The organism is Eubacterium sp. An11 (assembly GCF_002161065.1).
Lineage (GTDB): Bacteria > Bacillota > Clostridia > Lachnospirales > Lachnospiraceae > Anaerobutyricum > Anaerobutyricum faecale.
The window spans coordinates 202,081-222,732 of record NZ_NFLV01000002.1 but is presented as its reverse complement, the minus strand read 5'-3'; the positions used below and the strand labels follow the sequence as shown (position 1 = coordinate 222,732).

17 protein-coding genes are annotated in these 20,652 nt (G+C 50.0%); 16 read left to right on the top strand and 1 reads right to left on the bottom strand.

Annotation, left to right across the window (positions count from 1 at the left end):
* Positions 1-158: 158 nt before the first annotated feature.
* The 10 genes from B5E53_RS02995 (at position 159) to hslO (ending at position 15,771) form a co-directional block, all read left to right on the top strand.
* A complete protein-coding gene (locus B5E53_RS02995; RefSeq protein WP_087312550.1) occupies positions 159-884 on the top strand; it encodes an isoprenyl transferase in 726 nt (241 codons plus the stop codon).
* A gap of 14 nt (positions 885-898) precedes the next feature.
* A complete protein-coding gene (locus B5E53_RS02990) occupies positions 899-1,705 on the top strand; it encodes a phosphatidate cytidylyltransferase (RefSeq protein ID WP_087312549.1) in 807 nt (268 codons plus the stop codon).
* On the top strand, positions 1,705-2,841 hold the full coding sequence (locus B5E53_RS02985) for a 1-deoxy-D-xylulose-5-phosphate reductoisomerase (protein WP_087312548.1): 1,137 nt from the start codon (positions 1,705-1,707) through the stop codon (positions 2,839-2,841). Before B5E53_RS02990 ends, B5E53_RS02985 begins: the two co-directional genes overlap by 1 nt.
* Before the next feature lie 85 nt (positions 2,842-2,926).
* Positions 2,927-3,961, top strand: a complete 1,035-nt coding sequence (gene rseP, locus B5E53_RS02980) for an RIP metalloprotease RseP (RefSeq protein ID WP_087312547.1) — start codon at positions 2,927-2,929, stop codon at positions 3,959-3,961.
* 227 nt (positions 3,962-4,188) lie between these two features.
* A complete protein-coding gene (gene ispG, locus B5E53_RS02975) occupies positions 4,189-5,244 on the top strand; it encodes a flavodoxin-dependent (E)-4-hydroxy-3-methylbut-2-enyl-diphosphate synthase (RefSeq protein WP_087312546.1) in 1,056 nt (351 codons plus the stop codon).
* A gap of 15 nt (positions 5,245-5,259) precedes the next feature.
* Positions 5,260-8,739 (top strand): PD-(D/E)XK nuclease family protein, encoded by a 3,480-nt coding sequence (locus tag B5E53_RS02970; protein ID WP_087312545.1) that lies wholly within the window; start codon positions 5,260-5,262, stop codon positions 8,737-8,739.
* Entirely contained in the window at positions 8,740-12,456 is a 3,717-nt protein-coding gene (gene addA / locus B5E53_RS02965; RefSeq protein WP_087312544.1) for a helicase-exonuclease AddAB subunit AddA, read from the top strand.
* A 44-nt stretch (positions 12,457-12,500) separates the two neighbouring features.
* A complete protein-coding gene (cls, locus tag B5E53_RS02960) occupies positions 12,501-14,042 on the top strand; it encodes a cardiolipin synthase (RefSeq protein WP_087312543.1) in 1,542 nt (513 codons plus the stop codon).
* 46 nt (positions 14,043-14,088) lie between these two features.
* Complete coding sequence (locus B5E53_RS02955; RefSeq protein WP_087312542.1) at positions 14,089-14,841, top strand: class I SAM-dependent methyltransferase; 753 nt, start codon at positions 14,089-14,091, stop codon at positions 14,839-14,841.
* Between the two features lie 51 nt (positions 14,842-14,892).
* Positions 14,893-15,771 (top strand): Hsp33 family molecular chaperone HslO, encoded by an 879-nt coding sequence (gene hslO / locus B5E53_RS02950; protein WP_087312541.1) that lies wholly within the window; start codon positions 14,893-14,895, stop codon positions 15,769-15,771.
* Positions 15,772-15,799: 28 nt separating this feature from the next.
* On the opposite strand, the gene B5E53_RS02945 is transcribed toward hslO, so the two are convergent.
* A complete protein-coding gene (locus tag B5E53_RS02945) occupies positions 15,800-16,072 on the bottom strand; it encodes a hypothetical protein (protein ID WP_087312540.1) in 273 nt (90 codons plus the stop codon).
* Between the two features lie 203 nt (positions 16,073-16,275).
* Between B5E53_RS02945 and thyA the strand changes: the two genes are divergently transcribed.
* The 6 genes from thyA (at position 16,276) to B5E53_RS02915 (ending at position 20,641) form a co-directional block, all read left to right on the top strand.
* Positions 16,276-17,106, top strand: coding sequence for a thymidylate synthase (gene thyA / locus B5E53_RS02940; protein WP_087312634.1), 831 nt, complete (start codon positions 16,276-16,278; stop codon positions 17,104-17,106).
* A gap of 25 nt (positions 17,107-17,131) precedes the next feature.
* On the top strand, positions 17,132-17,632 hold the full coding sequence (locus tag B5E53_RS02935; protein WP_087312539.1) for a dihydrofolate reductase: 501 nt from the start codon (positions 17,132-17,134) through the stop codon (positions 17,630-17,632).
* A 28-nt stretch (positions 17,633-17,660) separates the two neighbouring features.
* Positions 17,661-18,029 (top strand): hypothetical protein, encoded by a 369-nt coding sequence (locus B5E53_RS02930; protein WP_162611765.1) that lies wholly within the window; start codon positions 17,661-17,663, stop codon positions 18,027-18,029.
* 137 nt (positions 18,030-18,166) lie between these two features.
* Positions 18,167-18,664: a preQ(1) synthase gene (queF, locus tag B5E53_RS02925; RefSeq protein WP_087312537.1), complete on the top strand. Its 498-nt coding sequence runs from the start codon at positions 18,167-18,169 to the stop codon at positions 18,662-18,664.
* A gap of 208 nt (positions 18,665-18,872) precedes the next feature.
* Positions 18,873-20,006 (top strand): recombinase RecA, encoded by a 1,134-nt coding sequence (gene recA / locus B5E53_RS02920; protein WP_087312536.1) that lies wholly within the window; start codon positions 18,873-18,875, stop codon positions 20,004-20,006.
* A gap of 14 nt (positions 20,007-20,020) precedes the next feature.
* Entirely contained in the window at positions 20,021-20,641 is a 621-nt protein-coding gene (locus tag B5E53_RS02915) for a regulatory protein RecX (protein ID WP_087312535.1), read from the top strand.
* Positions 20,642-20,652: the final 11 nt, after the last annotated feature.

Genomic DNA, 20,652 nt, shown 5'->3' with positions numbered 1-20,652 from the left:
TGTTTTGAACATGTGGATGGAGAATGATTTTCGAAAACCAGGCAGCCGGGATGACTGGCTTCCTGGTTTTTTTGCGGACAGAGCCATGATGTATGGCAGAGCCGTAACAGCATGGGATATGTGATAATATACCCAAATAAACAGCCGGAGGAAAGATTATGGAAAAGGAACTGAATGGAAAGATGTGTCAGATTCCGGAACATGTAGCGATTATTCTTGACGGGAACGGACGCTGGGCCAAAAAACGTCTGATGCCGAGAAATATGGGACATTCCCAGGGAGCGAAAGTGGTAGAGCAGATTTGTGAGGATGCCTGGGATCTGGGAATCAAGTACCTGACGGTCTATGCGTTCTCCACGGAGAACTGGAACCGGCCGGAAAAAGAAGTCCGTGCCCTGATGAAGCTTCTGCGAAGATATCTGGTGGACTGTATCGAGAGAACTTCCAAAAATAACATGCGTGTCAGAGTGATCGGGGAGAAGTCAAGACTGGCCGATGATATCCGGGAGGCCATTGAAGAGCTGGAAAGGGTTTCCGCTGCCAATACCGGGCTGAATTTCACCATCGCCCTCAACTACGGCAGCCGGGACGAGATGGTGCGCGCCATGCGCCATATGGCGGCAGACTGCTGTGAGGGCGTGCTGAAGCCGGAGGAGATCACGGAGAAGGTTTTTGCCTCTTATCTTGATACACGGGAGCTTCCGGATCCGGATCTGATGATCCGCACCAGCGGGGAGCAGCGTCTGTCCAACTGGCTGCTCTGGCAGCTGGCTTACACCGAGTTTTATTTCACCGATGTGCTGTGGCCGGATTTTAATAAAAAGGAATTAATACGGGCCATTGAGTACTATAATACAAGGGAAAGAAGATTCGGGGGTATCTGACGGAGAGGAGATTTATGTTTAAACAAAGGTTGATCAGCGGGATCGTTCTTGTCATCATTGCGTTTGTAACCTTATATTTTGGAGGTATGCTGACGTTTCTCGTGACGGCGGGAATATCCCTCATTGGAATGTACGAATTATTGAGAGTGATTCATATCGAAAAGTCTGCGCTGGCGGTGATCGCCTACTCAGGAGCAGTGCTTTATTATGTGCTGGTTTTGCTGAATCTGGATCAGTATGACCTGCCGCTGATGCTGTTGATTCTTGTGATGCTTTTTGCCGTGTATGTCTTTACATTTCCAAAATATAAGATATCCGGTGTGTCCATCGCATTTTTTTCAATTTTCTATGTGTCGGTCATGCTGTCATGCATTTACAAGATTCGTGTTCTGGAGAACGGAGCCTGCATGGTGGTTCTGGTGTTCCTGAGTGCCTGGGGTAACGACACGCTGGCTTACTGCTGCGGCAGACTGTTTGGAAAGCATAAGATGTCACCGGTATTGAGCCCGAAGAAGACCATCGAGGGCGCTGTGGGAGGCGTCATCGGAGCGGGTGTGCTGGGCTTTCTTTACGGTCTCATTGCGGAGAATTTTATCACGGAAGATTTCGCTCTGGCGCCGGCCTTTGCCCTGGTCTGTGCCGTGGGAGGCCTTATCAGTATTGTGGGCGATCTGGGAGCGTCGGCCATAAAGAGAAATTATGACATCAAAGATTACAGCAATCTGATCCCGGGACACGGAGGCATCCTGGACCGGTTTGACAGTATTATTTTTACTGCGCCTATTATTTACTATTTATTGACTTTGGTGGTGGATTTTTGATGAAAAAGATAGCGATACTGGGCTCCACCGGTTCCATCGGGACACAGACCCTGGAAGTGGTGCGGGAGCATAAAGAGGAATTGTGCGTCACAGCCCTGGCGGCCGGACGCAACAAAGAGAGATTGAAAGAACAGATTAAAGAGTTTCACCCGTCGCTGGTGAGCCTGGCCGATGAGAAACTGGCCATGGAACTGGAACAGGAACTGGCCGGAAGCGGTGTCACGGTTCTCCATGGCATGGACGGTCTGGTGGCTGTGGCCGGCGCGGAGGACAGCGATGTGGTCGTGACCGCCGTGGTGGGAATGATGGGAATCCTCCCGACCATGGAAGCCATACGCAGGGGAAAGGATATTGCGCTGGCCAATAAGGAGACGCTGGTGACAGCCGGACATCTGATCATTCCTATGGCAAAAGAATACGGAGTGTCCATTCTTCCGGTGGACAGCGAACACTCAGCGATTTTCCAGTGTCTGCATTCCGCCCGCAGGCAGGATGTGGATAAGATTCTTCTGACGGCGTCCGGCGGTCCGTTCCGGGGGAAAACGCTGGCAGATCTTGAAAAGGTGACGCTGGAGGATGCGCTGAAGCATCCGAACTGGTCCATGGGACGAAAGATCACCATTGATTCGTCCACCATGGTCAACAAGGGACTGGAAGTGATGGAGGCCCACTGGCTTTTTGATGTGGATTATGACCAGATTGAGGTTGTGGTGCAGCCGCAGAGTATCATTCATTCCATGGTGCAGTTTGTGGACGGTGCTATCCTGGCGCAGCTGGGTACCCCGGATATGAAGGTGCCTATCGAATATGCGCTTTTTTATCCGGAGAGAAGGACTCTTTCCGGTGAACGGCTGGATTTTGGTACTTTAAAGAGTATCACCTTTGAGAAACCGGACTATGAAGTGTTCCGGGGACTCTCCCTGGCTCTTGACGCGGGAAAAGCAGGCGGAACCATGCCGACCGTATTTAACGCTGCCAATGAAAGGGCAGTGGCGAAGTTTTTGAAGAGAGAAATCGGATACCTGGATATTATCCGTCTGATAGAGAAATGTATGAATGCTCACCCGGTCAAAGAGAATCCGTCCCTGGAGGAGATTCTCGCCACAGAACAGTGGGTATATTCCTTTATCGGGTAAGAAAATAAAATCTATGACTGGAATAAAAGAAATGTGTGGAAGCCAGGCATATGTCTGTGCAGGTAAATTTTAGAAAGGATGAAGCATGTTAAGAATTATTCTGGCAATACTTATTTTCAGTGTGATTGTCATCATACATGAGCTGGGACATTTTCTTCTGGCAAAGAAAAACGGAATCTGTGTGGAGGAATTTGCCATCGGTATCGGTCCGACTCTGTTCGGTATTCAGAAGGGAGAGACGAAATATTCCATCAAGTGTCTTCCTTTCGGAGGATGTTGTGTGATGCTTGGGGAGGACGGCGAAAGCAGCGATCCGAGAGCCTTCGGGAGCAAATCCGCGCTGGCCCGTTTCTCCGTAATTTTTGCCGGCCCGTTTTTCAATTTTATCCTGGCCTTTGTTCTGGCGTTGTTTGTGGTGGGCTTCGGAGGAGCAGACCCGGCGGTGGTCGGCACGGTGGAGCCGGGCAGTGCGGCTTACGAGGCGGGACTGCAGGAAGGAGACCGTATCATACGCCTGGACGGTTCTCGTATTTATAATTTCCGGGAAATCAGTCTGTATAATTTCATGCATACGGATACGCCGGAGGTGGATGTGACTTACGAAAGAGATGGTGTGAAAAACACTGTGGAAGTGGACCGCCATGAAGAGAATGGTTCCTATCTTTTAGGCATTACCATGACCGGCAATACGGAAGTGGGCCCTCTGGGCACGCTGAAATACAGTCTGCTGGAGGTGCGGTATCAGATTAAATCGACATTTTTAAGTCTGAAATATCTGGTGAGCGGCAGAGCGTCCATGAGTGATATGTCAGGACCGGTGGGAATTGTCAATATGATCGGAGATACCTATGAACAGTCCATCGTTTACGGCATCGGTGCGGCGGCGCTGAGCCTTGCCAGCTTTGCCATTTTGTTAAGCGCCAACCTGGGCGTGATGAATCTTCTGCCGATCCCGGCGCTGGACGGCGGACGTCTGTTGTTTATCATCGTCGAGATGATCCGGCGCAAGAAGATCGATCCGGAAAAAGAAGGATTCGTCCACTTTGCGGGACTGGTGATCTTACTGGCGTTTATGGTTTTTGTGATGGCAAACGATATCAGAAATATTTTTATTTCATAATTCACATAGTGAAAAAACAAGACTGCTGCAGAAAAAACGGAAAGGAAACCGGGAGTTTATGCGGCAGTCTTTTGTTCCTTTAGGATGATAAAGAAATAGCAGCGGTTCAGCCAGCTTCGGATTTGCAACGATCGTTGCTTTTTGCTGCTCACGCAGCTAAATCCTCAGTTTAGGCAAAGCGCCATATGTTATTCAATGTAAAAATATAAAAGAAAGGGAAAAGGAAAATGTATCGAGAAAACACAAAAGTAATCAGGATCGGCGACCGTGTCATCGGCGGAGGCAATCCAATCCTCATTCAGTCCATGACCAACACAAAGACAGAGGATGTGGAAGCCACGGTGGCGCAGATCCTTGCTCTGGAGAAAGCAGGCTGCGAGATTATCCGTTCCACGGTACCGACCACGGAGGCCGCAAAGGCGCTGGGAGAGATCAAGAAACGGATCCATATCCCTATTGTGGCTGATATCCATTTTGACTACCGGATGGCCATCGCCGCCATTGAAAACGGAGCCGATAAGATCCGCATTAATCCGGGAAATATCGGGTCTGCGGAGAAAGTGCAGGCTGTGGTGGATAAGGCTAAAGAATACGGGGTTCCTATCCGGGTGGGAGTCAACAGCGGTTCTCTGGAGAAAAATCTCATTGAAAAATACGGAAAAGTCACAGCGGAAGGACTGGTGGAGAGCGCCCTTGATAAAGTAAAAATGATCGAGGAGATGGGATATGACAATCTGGTAGTCAGTATCAAGTCTTCCGATGTGCTCATGTGCGTCCGCGCCCACGAGCTTCTGGCGCCGCAGTGCCCGTACCCGCTCCATGTGGGAATTACCGAGGCGGGAACCGTCTATTCCGGCAATATCAAATCAGCCATTGGTCTGGGAATCATTCTTCATGAGGGCATCGGCGATACCATCCGGGTATCCCTGACCGGCGATCCGGTCAATGAGATTGCTTCGGCCAAACAGATTCTGCGGACGCTGGGGCTTCGTCAGGGTGGCATTGAGGTCGTTTCCTGTCCGACCTGCGGCAGAACGAATATTGATCTGATCTCACTGGCCAATGAAGTGGAAAAAATGGTGACGGAGTTCGATCACCTGAATATCAAAGTAGCAGTCATGGGCTGCGTGGTCAATGGCCCGGGAGAGGCCAGAGAGGCAGATATCGGAATCGCCGGGGGCGTAGGAGAGGGACTTCTCATCAAAAAAGGAGAGATCGTCCGGAAAGTTCCGGAAGCGGAACTGCTCTCCACCCTGCGGGAGGAACTGGCAAACTGGAAGTAAGAGCAGGAGGACGGTATGTCACTTAGAATCATTGCAGGGGGCAGCGGACAGGGCAAAACCAGACGGGTGCTGGAGGAGGCCATCCGTCTGTCCGGGGAAAATCCTAAACAGAATTGCTATATCATTGTTCCGGAACAGTTCAGTCTGGAAATGCAGCGGAAGCTGGTGGAAAGCCATCCGAATCATGGGTATTTTAATATTGATGTGCTGAGTTTCTACCGTCTTGCCTACCGGGTATTTGATGAGTGCGGGTTTGTGCCGAAGGATATTCTGGAGGATCTGGGCGTGTCGCTCATCCTGCGGAAGATTCTTGCGGAGCATGAAGAAGAGTTTCCGTTTTTTAAGAGAAATATCCGGAAGGCAGGTTTTGTGGACGAGCTGAAATCCATACTCATCGAGTGTATCGGCTATGGCGTTACCTGGGAGCAGATGAAGGAGATGGACGGGAAACTCACGGAATATCCGGGGCTCATGGAAAAATGCGCGGAACTGGGAACCGTTTTTGAATACTTTGATCAGGAGATATCCAGCCGGTTCATGGTGGCAGAACAGATCCTTGATGTGCTCAGCGAGCTGGTGCCGTCCTCGAAAATGCTCCGGGAAGGTGTATTTTACTTTGATGGATTTACCGGCTTTACCCCGGTACAGATGAAGTTCCTGCGTGAGCTGCTGAAAGTGTCCGGTCAGGTAAACATATCCATCACCATGGATGAGCCGCCTTTCATCAAAGGACCGGGAATGCGCAGGGGTGCAAGAGAACAAGAGAGATCTCCGGGACAAAAAGCCGGAATGCCGGGCCGGGGAACAGCAGACAATGGGGAACTTTTTCATTTCAGCGAAAAGACATTGCATGCCCTGGCGGAACTCTGCCGGGAGACCGGGGTGGAGATGGAAGAGCCGGTCTGGCTTGCCCATGAAACGCCGCCGCGGTTTCAGAATGAGGAACTGGCTTTTCTGGAGAGGCATGTATTTCGTTCCCGAAGAACATGCTACGGGAAAGAGGTATCCCACATCCATCTGACCGCCTGCCGCAATCCGGACGGGGAAGCGGAATATATTCTCCATCAGATTGAGAGGATGGTCCGGAGGGAGGGATACCGGTACCGGGATTTTGCCATTTTGACAGGAAATGTGGAGGAATACGCGTCTTCCTTTCGCAGAAAGGCGGATATCTTAAAGATCCCGCTTTTTGAAGATACCAAAAAGCGGGTATCTTACCATTCCGGTGTGGAGACTCTGCGGGCGCTTTTTCATCTGGCGGTGACCGATTATTCTTATGAGAGTGTGTTCCGGTATCTGAAGTCCGGTATGTCTGATTTTACCGATGAGGAGACGGACACCCTGGAAAATTATGTGATCTGGGCGGGAATCCGCGGATATTCCATGTGGAAAAATCCTTTTATGAGAAGAATGAACCGGATCGGGGAAAGCCGGGCGCAGCGTCTCCAGATGCTGCGGGAGAAACTGCTGGCGGAAACCGGGGAGTGTACGCGGATCTTAAAAGACCGGGAGAAAAATGTCCGGGAGAAGATGGAGGCGCTTTATAACGCCATGTGCCGGCTCCGGTATGACAAAAAGTTAAAAGAGCTGGCGGAGACTGCTGAGAAAGAGGGAGATTATGTCCGGGAAAAAGAATACCGGCAGCTGTTTTCGCTGATCCTTGATCTTCTGGATAAGATTGTGGGGATTTTCGGTGAGGAGAATCTTCCTGTGGAGGAGCTGGCGCAGATCCTGGATGCGGGACTGGACGCCCTGGAGCTGGGGACGCCGCCTTTGTCCATGGATGCCTTGATTCTCGGAGATTTAAAGAGGACAAGACTTCCGGATGTCCGGGTACTTTTTATTGCCGGCATGAACGACGGAAGTATTCCGCCGTCCCTGGAAGATGGAGGGATGATCAACGACGATGAGAAGCAGATTCTGGAAGAGTGGGGCATCCATCTGTCCCTCTGTCTGGAGGAACAGTCTATGGAAGACGATCTGTACATTTATCTTGCCTTGTCGAAGCCGGAGAGGGAACTGTATTTTACCTATGCGGCCCAGGATAACGGCGGTGCCGCGAAAAGTCCGTCTCCGCTCTTAAAAGAATGCCTCCGGTTGTTTCCGTATTTAAGAGAGCGCAGTTATCCCGGTGAAGAACCGCGGTATTATTTTAATGAGGAAGACAGCAGAGAGCTTCTCATAGAAGGTCTGCAGAAAATGAAAAACGGAGAGGAGACCTCAGTGCCGTTCCGGCTGCTGCTTCGGTACTGGTATGATAAGGAGGAACTTCGGGATACACTGCAGGCTTTCTGGGCGCAGAATGACAGGACGGAAGCCGGAAAAATGCTGCCGAAGGAATTGATGCTGGAGCTGTTTGGCAGGGAGTTAAAAGGAAGTGTTACCCGTCTGGAACGGTTTGCGGCGTGCCCGTATCAGTATTATTGCATTTATGGTCTGGAGCTCCGGGAGCGGGAAGAATATACCGTTCGCCCGGTCGATCTTGGCAATCTGTTTCACCATGCGCTGGAATCTTTTTCCCGGCGCGTAAAGCAATCCGGCTGGCGCTGGAAAGATGTGCCGGAGGCGGTGGCTGATGACTGGATCAGAGAAGCGGTGGAGGCCGCAGCCGGAGAAGATACCGGGGATGTCCTGAAAAGTACGGCCAGAAATCAGTACAAAGTCCGCATGGTGGAGCGGATTTTGCGGCGGACCGTGCGGGTTTTGAAAATGCATCTGGAGCACAGCCAGATGGAACCGGACCGGTTTGAGCTGCATTTCGGGCGCACCGACCGGCTGAATGCCGTACATTTGCCTTTAAAAGACGGGAACCGGATGCAGCTGGAAGGCTTTATCGACCGTGTGGACGTCTGCGAGGAAGAAGACCGGATCCTGCTTAGGATCATTGATTATAAATCCGGCGTAGAGAATTTTGATCTGGGAGATCTCTATCACGGCCTTCAGATGCAGCTGGTCATTTACATGAATGTGGCGGCGGAAATTTATCAGAATGAGACAGGCAAAGAAGCCGTGCCGGCGGGAATGTTTTATTATAATCTGAAAGACCCGATTCTCAGGGCGGAGAGCGGTGATGAGGAGAGTGCCCGGAAGAGTTTCCGGATGTCCGGATATGCCAACAGTGACAAGGATATTCTGGAGAAACTGGAAGAGGGGCAGGAAAACTTTGTGTCGGCGTCTGTACGTCTCACAAAGAAGGGGATGCCTTATAAAAACGCGTCGGTTCTTGCCACCGATGATTTCCGTGCCATTGGCCGTTACATGCGCCGGAAAATCACGGAGATGGGAGAAGCCATTTATGACGGGAAGATTCCGGTGAGTCCTTATAAAAATGAAAAGGGGACAGCCTGTGATTACTGTCCTTATAATTCTGTGTGTGGTTTTGATGCCCGTCTGGAGGGATATACGTACCGGGATTTCAAGAAAGAATCTTCGGAAGAAGTGCTGGAGTCCATACGGAAAGAGAATTCGGAACACGGGGAAAGGCAGGTGGACTAGATGAATTTTACAAAAGAGCAGGAACAGGCCATATATCTGCGGGGATGCGATATCCTGGTGTCCGCCGGAGCCGGAGCCGGAAAGACCCGGGTGCTGGTCAGCCGCATGGCAGAGATGATTCTCGATGAGGAACATCCGCTGTCGGTGGATGATTTCCTGGTGATGACCTTTACCAACGCGGCGGCGGAAGAAATGCGGGACAGAATCACCGCCGAACTGGATGCCCGCCTGGAAAAGGAACCGGAGAACCGCCGGCTGCGCCGGCAGATCCGGATGATGAAACATGCGGATATTTCTACGGTACACAGTTTTTGTAACCGTCTGATCCGCACCCATTTTAATGAAGCGGGCATCGACCCGTCCTTCCGGATCGGAGAGGAGGGCGAATTATTTCTGCTGCGCCAGAAGGCCATGGAAGATGTGCTGGAGGAAGCCTACGCCAGTGGCAGGGAGTCTTTCCTCCGTTTTGTGGAGGCCTATGCTCCGGGTAAGAATGACAGGATGATCGAGACCCTTGTCGAAGAGTTTTACCGGTTTTCCCGGGGGTTCCCGGACAGGGAACAGTGGCTTTCCCGGGTGCGAAGAGAAGAAGAAAAGCTGGAATCGCCGGAAACCATCAAAGACAGCCGGGCACTTCGGAGTATTGTCGGAAAGGTACGGGGACAGCTTCAGGAGCTTTCTGGACAGATTGCCGGAGGAATGACGGTATTTGAGGGAGTTCCGGAGCCGGAACGCTTTTTTGCACTGCTGGAAAAAGATCAGGAGATCGTGTCGGCGCTGCTGCAGGCACAGCGATTTGACGAGTTTTATGAGAAGTTTTCTCAAATATCGGTGACGGATCTGCCGAGAGCCAACAAAAAGGAAAAGGAATGGCCGTATCTGGAAGAAATCAAGACGCTCCACAAAGCTGTCCGGGAGGAACTGCAGCAGATAAAGGACTCCTTCTTCTTATGCGGGACAGAGAAACTCTGCCTGGAAAACCGGGAGCTGCGGCCGTTTCTGGAGGAGCTCATCACCTTATCTTCCCGGTACGAAGATTTATATTATCAGTCCAAAAAAGAGAAAAATGTATTTGATTTTGATGATCTGGAACACATCGCCCTGTCTCTGCTGGTTGCTTCTTATGATGACGACGGGCGACCGGTGCCTTCCGGTGTGGCGGAGGAACTGTCCAGGAAGTATAAAGCGGTTTTCGTGGATGAATACCAGGACACCAATCTGGTGCAGGAGACGATTCTGAATGCCATCTGCCGGGAAGGCCGCAATCACCTGTTTGTGGTGGGGGATGTAAAGCAGAGCATCTATCGTTTCCGTCAGGCGAGGCCGGATCTGTTTTTATCCCGGTATGACAGATATCAGCCTCCGGAGAGCCGGGAGGAGAAAAACGGCGCGCAGATTGAACTGAGAGATAACTTCCGGAGTGTGCCGGGAGTGCTGTCTTTTTGTAATCTGGTCTTTGAGAACCTGATGGACCGGCAATTTGGCGGCGTGGACTATACGGGAAAGATTGCCCTTCGTCCGGGAAAAGGCGGCCCCATGGAACAGGAGACGGAGCAGTCGGAGATGCTTCTTCTGGTGGAAGATGAAGAAAAGGAAAATCTGGCGGTGGAAGTGAATTCCGTAGAGGCGGAGACAGCCATGATCGCCCGGAGAATCCGGGAGCTTCTGGAAGAAGGATATGCGTATAAAGACATGGTGATTCTGCTGCGTTCCGGCGCCGGGCGGGCGGAGGTCATGGCGGAACTTTTGAACCATGCGGGAATCCCGGCGGTCTGCGAGAGTAAGACCGGTTATTTCCAGAGCCGGGAAGTACAGCTGGTCTTAAATTATCTGGCTATCGTAGATAATGTGTATCAGGATATCCCCATGGCGTCGGTGCTCTTATCTTCCATCGGCGGCCTGACCGAGGAGGAGCTGGCCAAACTGCGGGTGCTCACGGAGATCCTGTCCCGGCAGGAATACGCCATCTATGATCTGATAGAAATATATCTGGCGGAGGGAGAAGAGGGGGCGCTTAAAGATAAACTGTCTCATTTTAACAGACTGCTTCTCTATTTCCGCAGGAAGAAAAAAGAAATGCCTCTCCATGAACTGCTGTGGGAAATCTACCGGGAAACCGGAATCTTTTATCAGATGCAGATGCTGCCGGGAGGAGAAAGCCGGAAAGAAAACCTGCTCATGCTCCTTCAGAAGGCGGAAGATTATGAAAAAACTGTATTTAAAGGCCTCTTTTATTTTTTGCGTTATATGGAGCAGCTCAGAACCTATGAAGTGGAACTGGGAAGCGCTTCATTAAAGGAAGAAGGCAGTGACCGGGTGCGGATCATGACCATTCACAAAAGCAAGGGCTTAGAGTTTCCGGTGGTGTTTGTCAGCGGTCTTTCCCGCAGGTTTAATCTCATGGATGGAAACCGGCCGGTGCTCTTCCATCCGGAAATGGGAATCGGTCTTGAGTATGTGGACCTTAAAGCGCGGGTGCACCATCCGTCGCTCTTAAAGAAGGCAGTCCGCGAGCAGATGAAGAAGGAAACCCTGGAGGAAGAGCTGCGGATTCTCTACGTGGCCATGACCAGAGCTCAGAGGAAGCTGATCCTGACCGGTATCGCCAAATCGGAAAAAATAGATGCTGCAGAGGCCGGGCAGACCACAGATGTGTCAGACATTTTGATCCCGGCGCTTTCTCTGGAGAAGAAGCTGGGGGCCCGGAGTTTCATGGACTGGCTGCTGCCGCTTCTGCCTAAGCTTCCGGTGAAAAAAATACATTTTCATCAGCTGGAAGGAGAATTTTTACGGGAAGAAAAAGGGGCGGACGTCCGTTCTCTGGAAGATTATATGCAGCAGGAAAAGATGCAGCTGGATGTCTCTCCGCTGGAGCAGGCGTTTTCTTTTGAATACCCGCACCGGGAAGCTTCCGGATGGAAGCGGAAATATTCGGTTTCTGAACTGAAGAAATTGTCCATGATGCCGCTTGAGGGGGAAGACCTGCCGGCGGAAGAGATCATCGCGCCGGAAGAAGTTCTTGCGCCGGAGGAGGAAGAAGTTCCAAAACCCCGGTTCCTGTCAGAGACAGAGCAGGAAGTCTCCGGCGCTGCCCGGGGAACCATTGTCCACAAAATCATGGAATTGCTGCCCTTTGGGGAGATTCAGACCAAGAAAGAATTGTTTGAGGCATTGCAGGATATTGAGAAATCTTATCCGGAATGTTCCCGCATCTCCATGAAGACCGTGTACCGGGGCGTGGAACAGTTTTTGTTCTCGGAAGTGGGAGAGAAAATACGCGGAATGGACCGGGAAGGGAGACTTCGAAAGGAGCTGCCATTCACCGCGGGACTTTCGTCAGCGCTGTTTTATGCAGATACAGGCGATGTACCGGACGCGGCCGGCAAAACCGATGCCGATAAGGGTCTGCTGTCCGGATCAGCCGGGAAAACCAAAGACTGCGCGGATAAGCAGGAAGAAGAGATGATCGTCGTCCAGGGCGTCATTGACGCCTGCGGGGAAGATGCGGAGGGACTGTGGCTTTTTGACTATAAAACGGATTATGTTTCTGAAGGGGAAGAGAGTCTTCTTCTTGACCGATACAAGACGCAGATGGTATATTATAAGTCAGCCCTGGAGCAGATTCTCGGGAAAAAGGTAATACACAGTTATATTTATTCCTTTTCTCTGGGAAAATATTTGGAGATCCACTGGCAGGAGTTTATGCCCGGGGTATAAGCTCGGAAATAAAAAAGAAAAATACAAAAGCAGGAGGGGACGATATGAGAAAAATTTTTAAATATCTTACACATCGCATGGTTATCGTGTCTCTGCTGATACTGCTGCAAATCGGATGGATCGCATTTCTGTTTATCCGCTTTACTTCCTACAGCCAGATGCTGTCCATTGGTTTGCGGATCTTAAGTATACTTGTTGTCTTGTACATTATCCGGCGCAATGATAATCCGGCGGTGAAGCTGGCGTGGATCGTGGTCATATTGATGTTTCCGCTTTTTGGCGGATTGCTGTATCTGTATATCGGGGGAAAGAAGCCGATCCGTAAGATGCGCAGAAAGATGGAATCCACGCTGCAGGAGAGCGCGAAATATCTGGTCTTTGATCCAAAGATTCAGGAATCTCTCAACAAAGAAGATACGGTGGCGGCCGGGCAGGTCTACTATCTGGAACAACAGTCAGGTTTTCCGGCCTGCAGAGATTCGGAAATCACCTATTATCCCACAGGAGAAGAGTGTTTCGAAGCCATGCTGGAAGATCTGAAAAAAGCCAAACGCTACATTTTTCTGGAATACTTTATTATAGAAGAAGGAATCATGTGGAACTCGATTCTCAAGATCCTCACTGAGAAAGTGAAGGAAGGCGTGGATGTCCGGGTGATGTATGACGATGTGGGCAGTATTTTCGTGCTGCCGTCCCACTACGACAGGACATTGCGGGAAAAGGGCATCAAATGCGTGGTGTTTAACCGGTATGTCCCGGTGCTTTCCACGGTGTTTAATAACCGTGACCACCGGAAGATCCTGGTCATTGATGATCAGGCAGCCTACACCGGCGGTATTAATTTTGCCGATGAGTATATCAATGAGAAGCAGAGATTCGGATACTGGAAAGATAACGGCGTGCGTCTGACCGGAAAGGCAGTTCACAGCATGACCATGATGTTTTTACAGATGTGGAATACGTTTGCGGCCGATAAGATTGACTATAACCGTTTCTTATATAAAGAAGAAGCTTACAAGAAGTATGTAAAACCTGATGCGCCGGGAATCATCCTGCCGTATTCCGATCATCCGCTGGACTCGGAGTGTGTCGGGGAGAGTGTGTATCTGAATCTGATCAACAGCGCCGTTCATTACATTTATTTCTTTACCCCGTATCTGATTATTGACAATGAGCTGGTGACTGCCCTGATTCTGGCGGCCAAACGGGGAGTGGACGTGCGGATCATCACCCCGGGGATCCCTGACAAAAAGATGGTATTTCTGGAGACACAGTCCTATTACCAGCAGCTGGTGGAAGGCGGCGTGATGATTTTTCAGTATCGCCCTGGTTTTGTCCACAGCAAGGTGGCAGTCTGCGATGATAAATTTGCCACGGTGGGTACCATTAATCTGGACTACCGCAGTCTGTATTTTCATTTTGAAAATGGGGTCTATCTTTACAAATGTCCGGCGGTGATGGATATTAAAAATGATATTTTAAAGACGCTGGAGGACTGTACCAATATCACAAAAGAACTTTGCCAGAAAAATATGTTTTTCCAGCTGATACAGGGAATTCTGCGGATTTTTGCGCCGCTTTTGTAGACCTTCAGCAGGCCCTGTGACCAGGAGGATAGGAAAGAGGAATAAAATGAAAACATATGAAAATTTTGCAAGGGTATATGATGAGCTGATGGATAATGTACCCTATGAAGCGTGGGCGGAGTTCTTGCAGGAGAGACTGCGGGAATACGGGATCACAGACGGTCTGATGCTGGATCTGGCCTGCGGTACCGGCAGGATGACGACGCTCATGGCCGGCCGGGGGTTTGACCTGATCGGCGTGGATTCGTCCATGGATATGCTTCAGATTGCCAGAGAAAGAGGTTCGGAAAAAGCCGACTCCTGTCTGTATCTGCTTCAGGATATGCGGGAGTTTGAATTATACGGGACAGTCCGGTCGGTGATTTCGGTCTGTGACAGTATCAATTATGTGACGGAGGAGGAAGACCTCCTTCACGTATTTTCCCTGGTCAACAATTACCTGGATCCGGGAGGGATTTTCCTGTTTGATTTTAATACGGAACACAAATACCGGGATGTGGTGGGTGAGAGCGTCATTGCCGAGGACCGGGACGATGTGAGCTTTATCTGGTACAACGAGTACGATGAGGAAGAACACTTAAATTATATTGATCTGAGTGTATTTGTGCAGGAGAAAGACGACCTGTTCCGCAAGTTCCAGGAACAGCATGTACAAAAAGGATATACTCTTGAAAGAATTTGTCAGCTCCTTAAGGGAGCGGGGCTTCTCTTTTTGAAAGCCTATGACGGATATACCATGGAACCTGCCCGGGAGGACAGCGAGCGCATTGTGGTCGCGGCCAGGGAGCAGGGCAAATAAGCAACGACGAAAAAGAGGCCGCAGTAACGGCGGCCGGAAGGAGGACTCAAAATGGAAGATTACATTATTCGGGGAATGGCGGCGGACCATCAGGTTCGTTTTTTTGCCGCCAGCTCCAGAAATCTGGTAGAGGAAGCAAGAAAGCGTCATGATACAAGCCCGGTGGCAACGGCAGCCCTGGGAAGACTTCTGACCGCAGGCGCCATGATGGGAACCATGTGTAAAAATGACACGGATGTGATTACCATTCAGATAAAATGCAGCGGACCTATCGGCGGACTTGTGGTGACTGCGGACGCAAAGGCAAATGTAAAAGGATATGTGTATAACAAGGATGTCATGCTGCCGCCGAGCAAGGCAGGCAAGCTTGATGTGGGAAAGGCTCTTGATCTGGGAGTGCTCACGGTCATCAAAGATCTGGGATTGAAAGAGCCGTATTCCGGACAGACACATCTGGTTTCCGGAGAGATCGCGGAGGATCTTACCTATTATTTTGCCACCTCAGAGCAGATCCCGACTTCTGTGGCTCTGGGTGTGCTCATGAATAAAGATAATACCGTTCGTCAGGCGGGCGGATTTATTATTCAGATGATGCCGTTTGCTGAAGACGGACTGATCGCCACTCTGGAAGACCGTCTGAAAGAGTTTTCTTCAGTGACCAGTCATCTGGACGCAGGGGAAACACCGGAAGATATGATGAAAAAACTCTTTGAAGGATATGATATCGATATCGAGGATAAGATTCCGACACAGTTTTACTGTAATTGTTCCAAAGAACGGGTATCAAAGGCTGTCATCAGCGTCGGAAAGAAAGATCTGCAGGAGATGATTCAGGAAGGAAAACCAATCGAGGTGAATTGTCATTTCTGTAACTCCCACTATACATTTACGGTGGAGGAAATGGAAGAAATGTTAAAGGCCGCGAAATAAATTCCGCAGCCTTTTCCGAAAGAACTGATTATTCGGCAGCTTCGCTCTGATGAAGCTTGATCGGGATGTAGCCGCGGCGCACCTTGGCAGCGGCCTTCGCAGGTTTCTCCTCCTTTACCGGAGGAACCTCGTCTTCTTCTTCGAAGTCTTCATCAATGTAATCAAGGTCAGCATCTTCGTCGAACAGGTCTTCTTCCACATAATCTTCAAACAGATTCTTCACAAAACGGAGAAGAAGATAAAAACCGGCGGCAATGCCAATGATAACAGCTGCAGCAAAAAGTACTTTAGATTTTTTCATGGTAACATCCTTCCTGTAATGTAAAATCCCTGTGGATTCTACTTACGATTTAGTATTGCCTGTTCTCTATATTCTAATACTTTTTTCAGGGAAAATCAATCGTGGGAAAGACCGCAGGGCTGAAATTGGAAGAAAAAAGAAACAGATATCAAATTTTTAAAAATATAAGGAAAAACACCGGAAAATATGTTGGAGGGAAGAAAATGAGCTACGCAGATACAGTATTTATCGCTATGTGCAGGGACATCATCGAGAATGGTTACAGCACCGAGGGAGAAAAGGTGCGTCCGAAATGGGAAGATGGTTCCTATGCTTACACTATGAAACGTTTTGGCATCATCAACCGCTATGATCTGTCAAAAGAATTTCCGGCAATCACGCTGAGAAAGACATACATCCGCTCTGCCATCGACGAGATTCTGTGGATCTGGCAGAAAAAATCCAACAATGTTCATGATTTGAACAGCCATATCTGGGATGCCTGGGCCGACGAGGACGGTTCCATCGGAAAAGCCTACGGATATCAGCTGGGAGTAAAACATCAGTATAAAGAAGGAGAGATGGATCAGGTGGACCGGGTGCTCTTTGACCTCAGGAACAATCCTTACAGCCGCAGGATCATGACCAATATTTATGTCCATGCGGATCTGCACGAGATGAATCTCTATCCCTGTGCGTACAGCATGACCTTTAACGTGACGGGCAACAAGCTCAATGCGATCCTCAATCAGCGTTCACAGGATGTGCTGACCGCAGGCAACTGGAATGTGGTGCAGTATGCGGCCCTTCTTATGATGATCAGCCAGGTGAGCGGGTTTGAGCCGGGCGAGCTGGTACACGTGATCGCGGACGCTCATATTTATGACCGTCATATTCCGATCATCAAAGAACTGATCACCAGACCGACCTATGACGCTCCGAAGGTGATGCTGAATCCGGAAGTGAAGAACTTTTATGATTTTACGGTGGATGATTTTACCATTGAGAACTATGAAGCCGGTCCGCAGGTAAAGAATATACCGGTGGCTATTTAGAAAAGGAAAAGAGGAGGAAATAACCATGCATATAATTGTAGCGGCAGATAAAAACTGGGGGATTGGAAGAAACAATGAACTGCTGGTGCGCATTTCCAACGATATGAAGAATTTCCGCCGCCTGACAGAAGGAAATGTAGTGGTCATGGGAAGAAAGACTCTGGAGAGTTTTCCGGGAGGCAGACCCCTTCCGAATCGTGTCAATATCGTGCTGACCCGCCAGGAAAACTATGATGGAAAAGGCGCGGTGGTGGTGCACAGTGAGGATGAGCTTCGGGAAGAACTGAAGAAGTATAAGGAAGAGATTTTTATCATCGGAGGAGAGAGCATTTACCGCATGATGCTTCCGTACTGTCAGGACGCCTATGTGACCCGGCTGGATTATGCCTACGAGGCGGATACCTGGATGCCGGATCTGGATCAGGCGGAGAACTGGGATCTGGATCAGACCGGAGAGGAACAGACGTATTTTGATCTGATCTATTATTTCACGGTCTACAAAAATACCAGCTGGAAAGAATTTTAAGAGTGCTGAAATAGAATTTACACCATATATGGGAAAGATAAAGGAGTCGATTATGCAGTACATTGAAGTTAAGCTTGCAAAGCAGGCGTCAAGAAAACAGGAAAGAATACTGACAGAAAAACTAGGAGAGGCGATCACGCTGATTCCGGGGAAGACTCCCGGAGGACTCATGATCAATATTTCCTCTGATGAACACATTTACAAAGGCGGTGAATTCATCGAGTACGGAGCCTATGTGGGCGTTGTGCTGAAAACCGGGCCGTCCAGAGAGGATTGCGAACGGCTCAACGGGGCAATCTTTAAGATACTGGAAGAGGATCTGAAGATTCCGGCGGGAAATATTTATGTGTCTTTTGCGTTCAGCGATAATTTTGGCGTCAACGGGCGGCTGCTGTAACGGCCGGAGCCGCGTCTGCGGCCGTCATGAAATATGCGTTTAAAAGAAGCGAAAGTAGAAAGTAAGGAAAAGATACAGATAATACGTCTGAAACAGACGATACATTTAAAAATAAACCAGAAAAAGGAAATGAGAAAATGAGTACAAGAACGAAAGAAGAGCTTTCCGGCGTTTCTCTCCTGGGAAATCAGGGAACGAAGTATCCGACCGATTATGCCCCGGAGATGCTGGAGACTTTTATCAATAAACATCAGGACCACGATTATTTTGTTAAATTTAACTGTCCGGAGTTCACCAGTCTCTGTCCGATGACAGGACAGCCGGATTTTGCCACTATCTATATTTCTTATGTGCCGGATGTGCGCATGGTGGAAAGTAAGTCTTTGAAGCTGTATCTGTTCAGTTTCCGTAATCACGGAGACTTCCACGAGGACTGTGTGAATATCATCATGAAGGATCTGATCCGCGTCATGGATCCAAAGTACATTGAAGTGTGGGGAAAGTTTACGCCAAGGGGCGGCATTTCCATTGATCCGTATACCAATTACGGCAGACCGGGCACCCGGTGGGAGGAAGTGGCGGCTTATCGTCTGGAGCGTCATGATCTTTATCCGGAAAAGGTGGACAACCGATAAAAAACGAACAAATTTTCGGGAACACTTGTTTTGTTTCCGGGTTTATGATATACTATCCGGGAAAATGGAAGGCAGGAGGGCGGAAGCGATGTTTCCGGATGCATTCTTCCATATATAAGTTTCAGATATTGATGAAGAAAGGATAGATGTCGGCGCGGAGGACGGCGCCGCGGCCGCGGATGTTCTGCGGTGAAAAGGAGATGGAATTATGAGCAGTAGAGAAGAAAAGATGACTGCCCTGAATAATGCGGTGGCAGCGATTGAGAAGAATTTTGGCAAGGGTTCTGTGATGAAGCTGGGAGACGCTTCTGCCAATATTAATGTGGAGGCCATTCCAACAGGGTCCATCAGCCTGGATGTGGCACTGGGCGTGGGAGGCATCCCGCGGGGAAGAATCATTGAGATCTACGGACCGGAGTCCAGCGGTAAGACCACGGTGGCGTTACATATGATCGCCGAGGCGCAGAAGAGAGGCGGCATTGCCGGATTTATCGACGCGGAACATGCCCTGGATCCCCAGTATGCTAAGAAGATCGGTGTGGATATCGATAATCTGTACATTTCTCAGCCGGACCACGGCGAGCAGGCGCTGGAGATCGCCGAGACAATGATCCGTTCCGGCGCTCTTGATATTGTGATCATTGACTCTGTGGCGGCGCTGGTGCCGAAGGCCGAGATTGACGGAGATATGGATGACCTGCAGGTAGGTCTTCATGCCCGTCTGATGTCCAAGGCCATGCGTAAGCTCACCGGTGTTATTGACAAGTCCAACTGTGTGGTGGTATTTATCAACCAGCTCCGTGAGAAGGTGGGCGTCATGTTCGGTAATCCGGAGACCACTACCGGCGGCCGGGCGCTCAAGTTCTACGCTTCCGTGCGTATGGATGTGCGCCGGGTGGAGGCCATCAAGCAGAATGGAGAGATCGTCGGCAATCATACCCGTGTGAAGGTGGTCAAGAATAAGGTGGCGCCTCCGTTCCGAGAGGCAGAGTTCGATATTATGTTCGGACAGGGGATTTCCAGAGAGGGAGATGTCCTGGATCTTGGAGTGAAGGTCGGCGCCGTCGCCAAGAGCGGTTCCTGGTACTCCTACGAGGGCGAGAAGATCGGACAGGGGCGGGAGAACGCCAAGATTTTCCTGAAAGAACATCCGGATATTATGAAAGATGTGGAGAATAAGGTTCGTACTTATTACGGACTTCCGACCGATGTGCTGGCGGACGCTCCGGAGGAGGATGGTTCGGCAAAGAGTGCACCGGGACCGAAGGCCGCAGGAGGCGAGGCTGCGAAGGCGGGAGGTTCCGGGAATCCTGCCGGAAGACCTGCTGATAAGGCAGAATAAGCCGGAGAACAGTCATGGATTATATCATTCATCTGCACTCCACCAGGGGAAAGAAGATCTATGTGGAGCCGGAATATGAGGAGGGGATTTACCTCTATCCGGGAGAGATTAAAAAGCAGAAGCTTGCGGACGGAGATGCGGTCAGCGCGGAAACGTTTCAGAAGCTTCGGGAAGAATATGCTGTTCCGAGGGCCAAAAAGAGGGCCCTCGGAATTTTAGTCAAAAAAGACTGCACGGAGCAGGAGCTCCGGGATAAGCTGACAGCTTCACTCAATGACACCCGCTCCGTGGACGCGGCTCTTGACTTTGTGAGAGACCACGGCTATGTGAATGATGAGAATTATGCCAGAGAATATCTGAATGACAAAAAAGGCAGGAAGAGTTACCGGCAGATTCGGATGGAACTTACCCGGAAAGGAATCTCCGGGCAGATTCTTGATATGGTATTTGAGGAGGCGGGCAGTCAGCAGGAGGAAGATATCCGTCCCCAGGTTATAAAGTATATACGGAAGTTTTCTGAGCTGGACGCGGTGGCTGTCCAGAAAACCTGTGCTCATTTTTTCCGGAAAGGATATCCGGCCGGCGCGATCCGGAAGATACTGGAGGAGGAAAAGGACGGACGGGCAGAAGACTGAAAATACATACA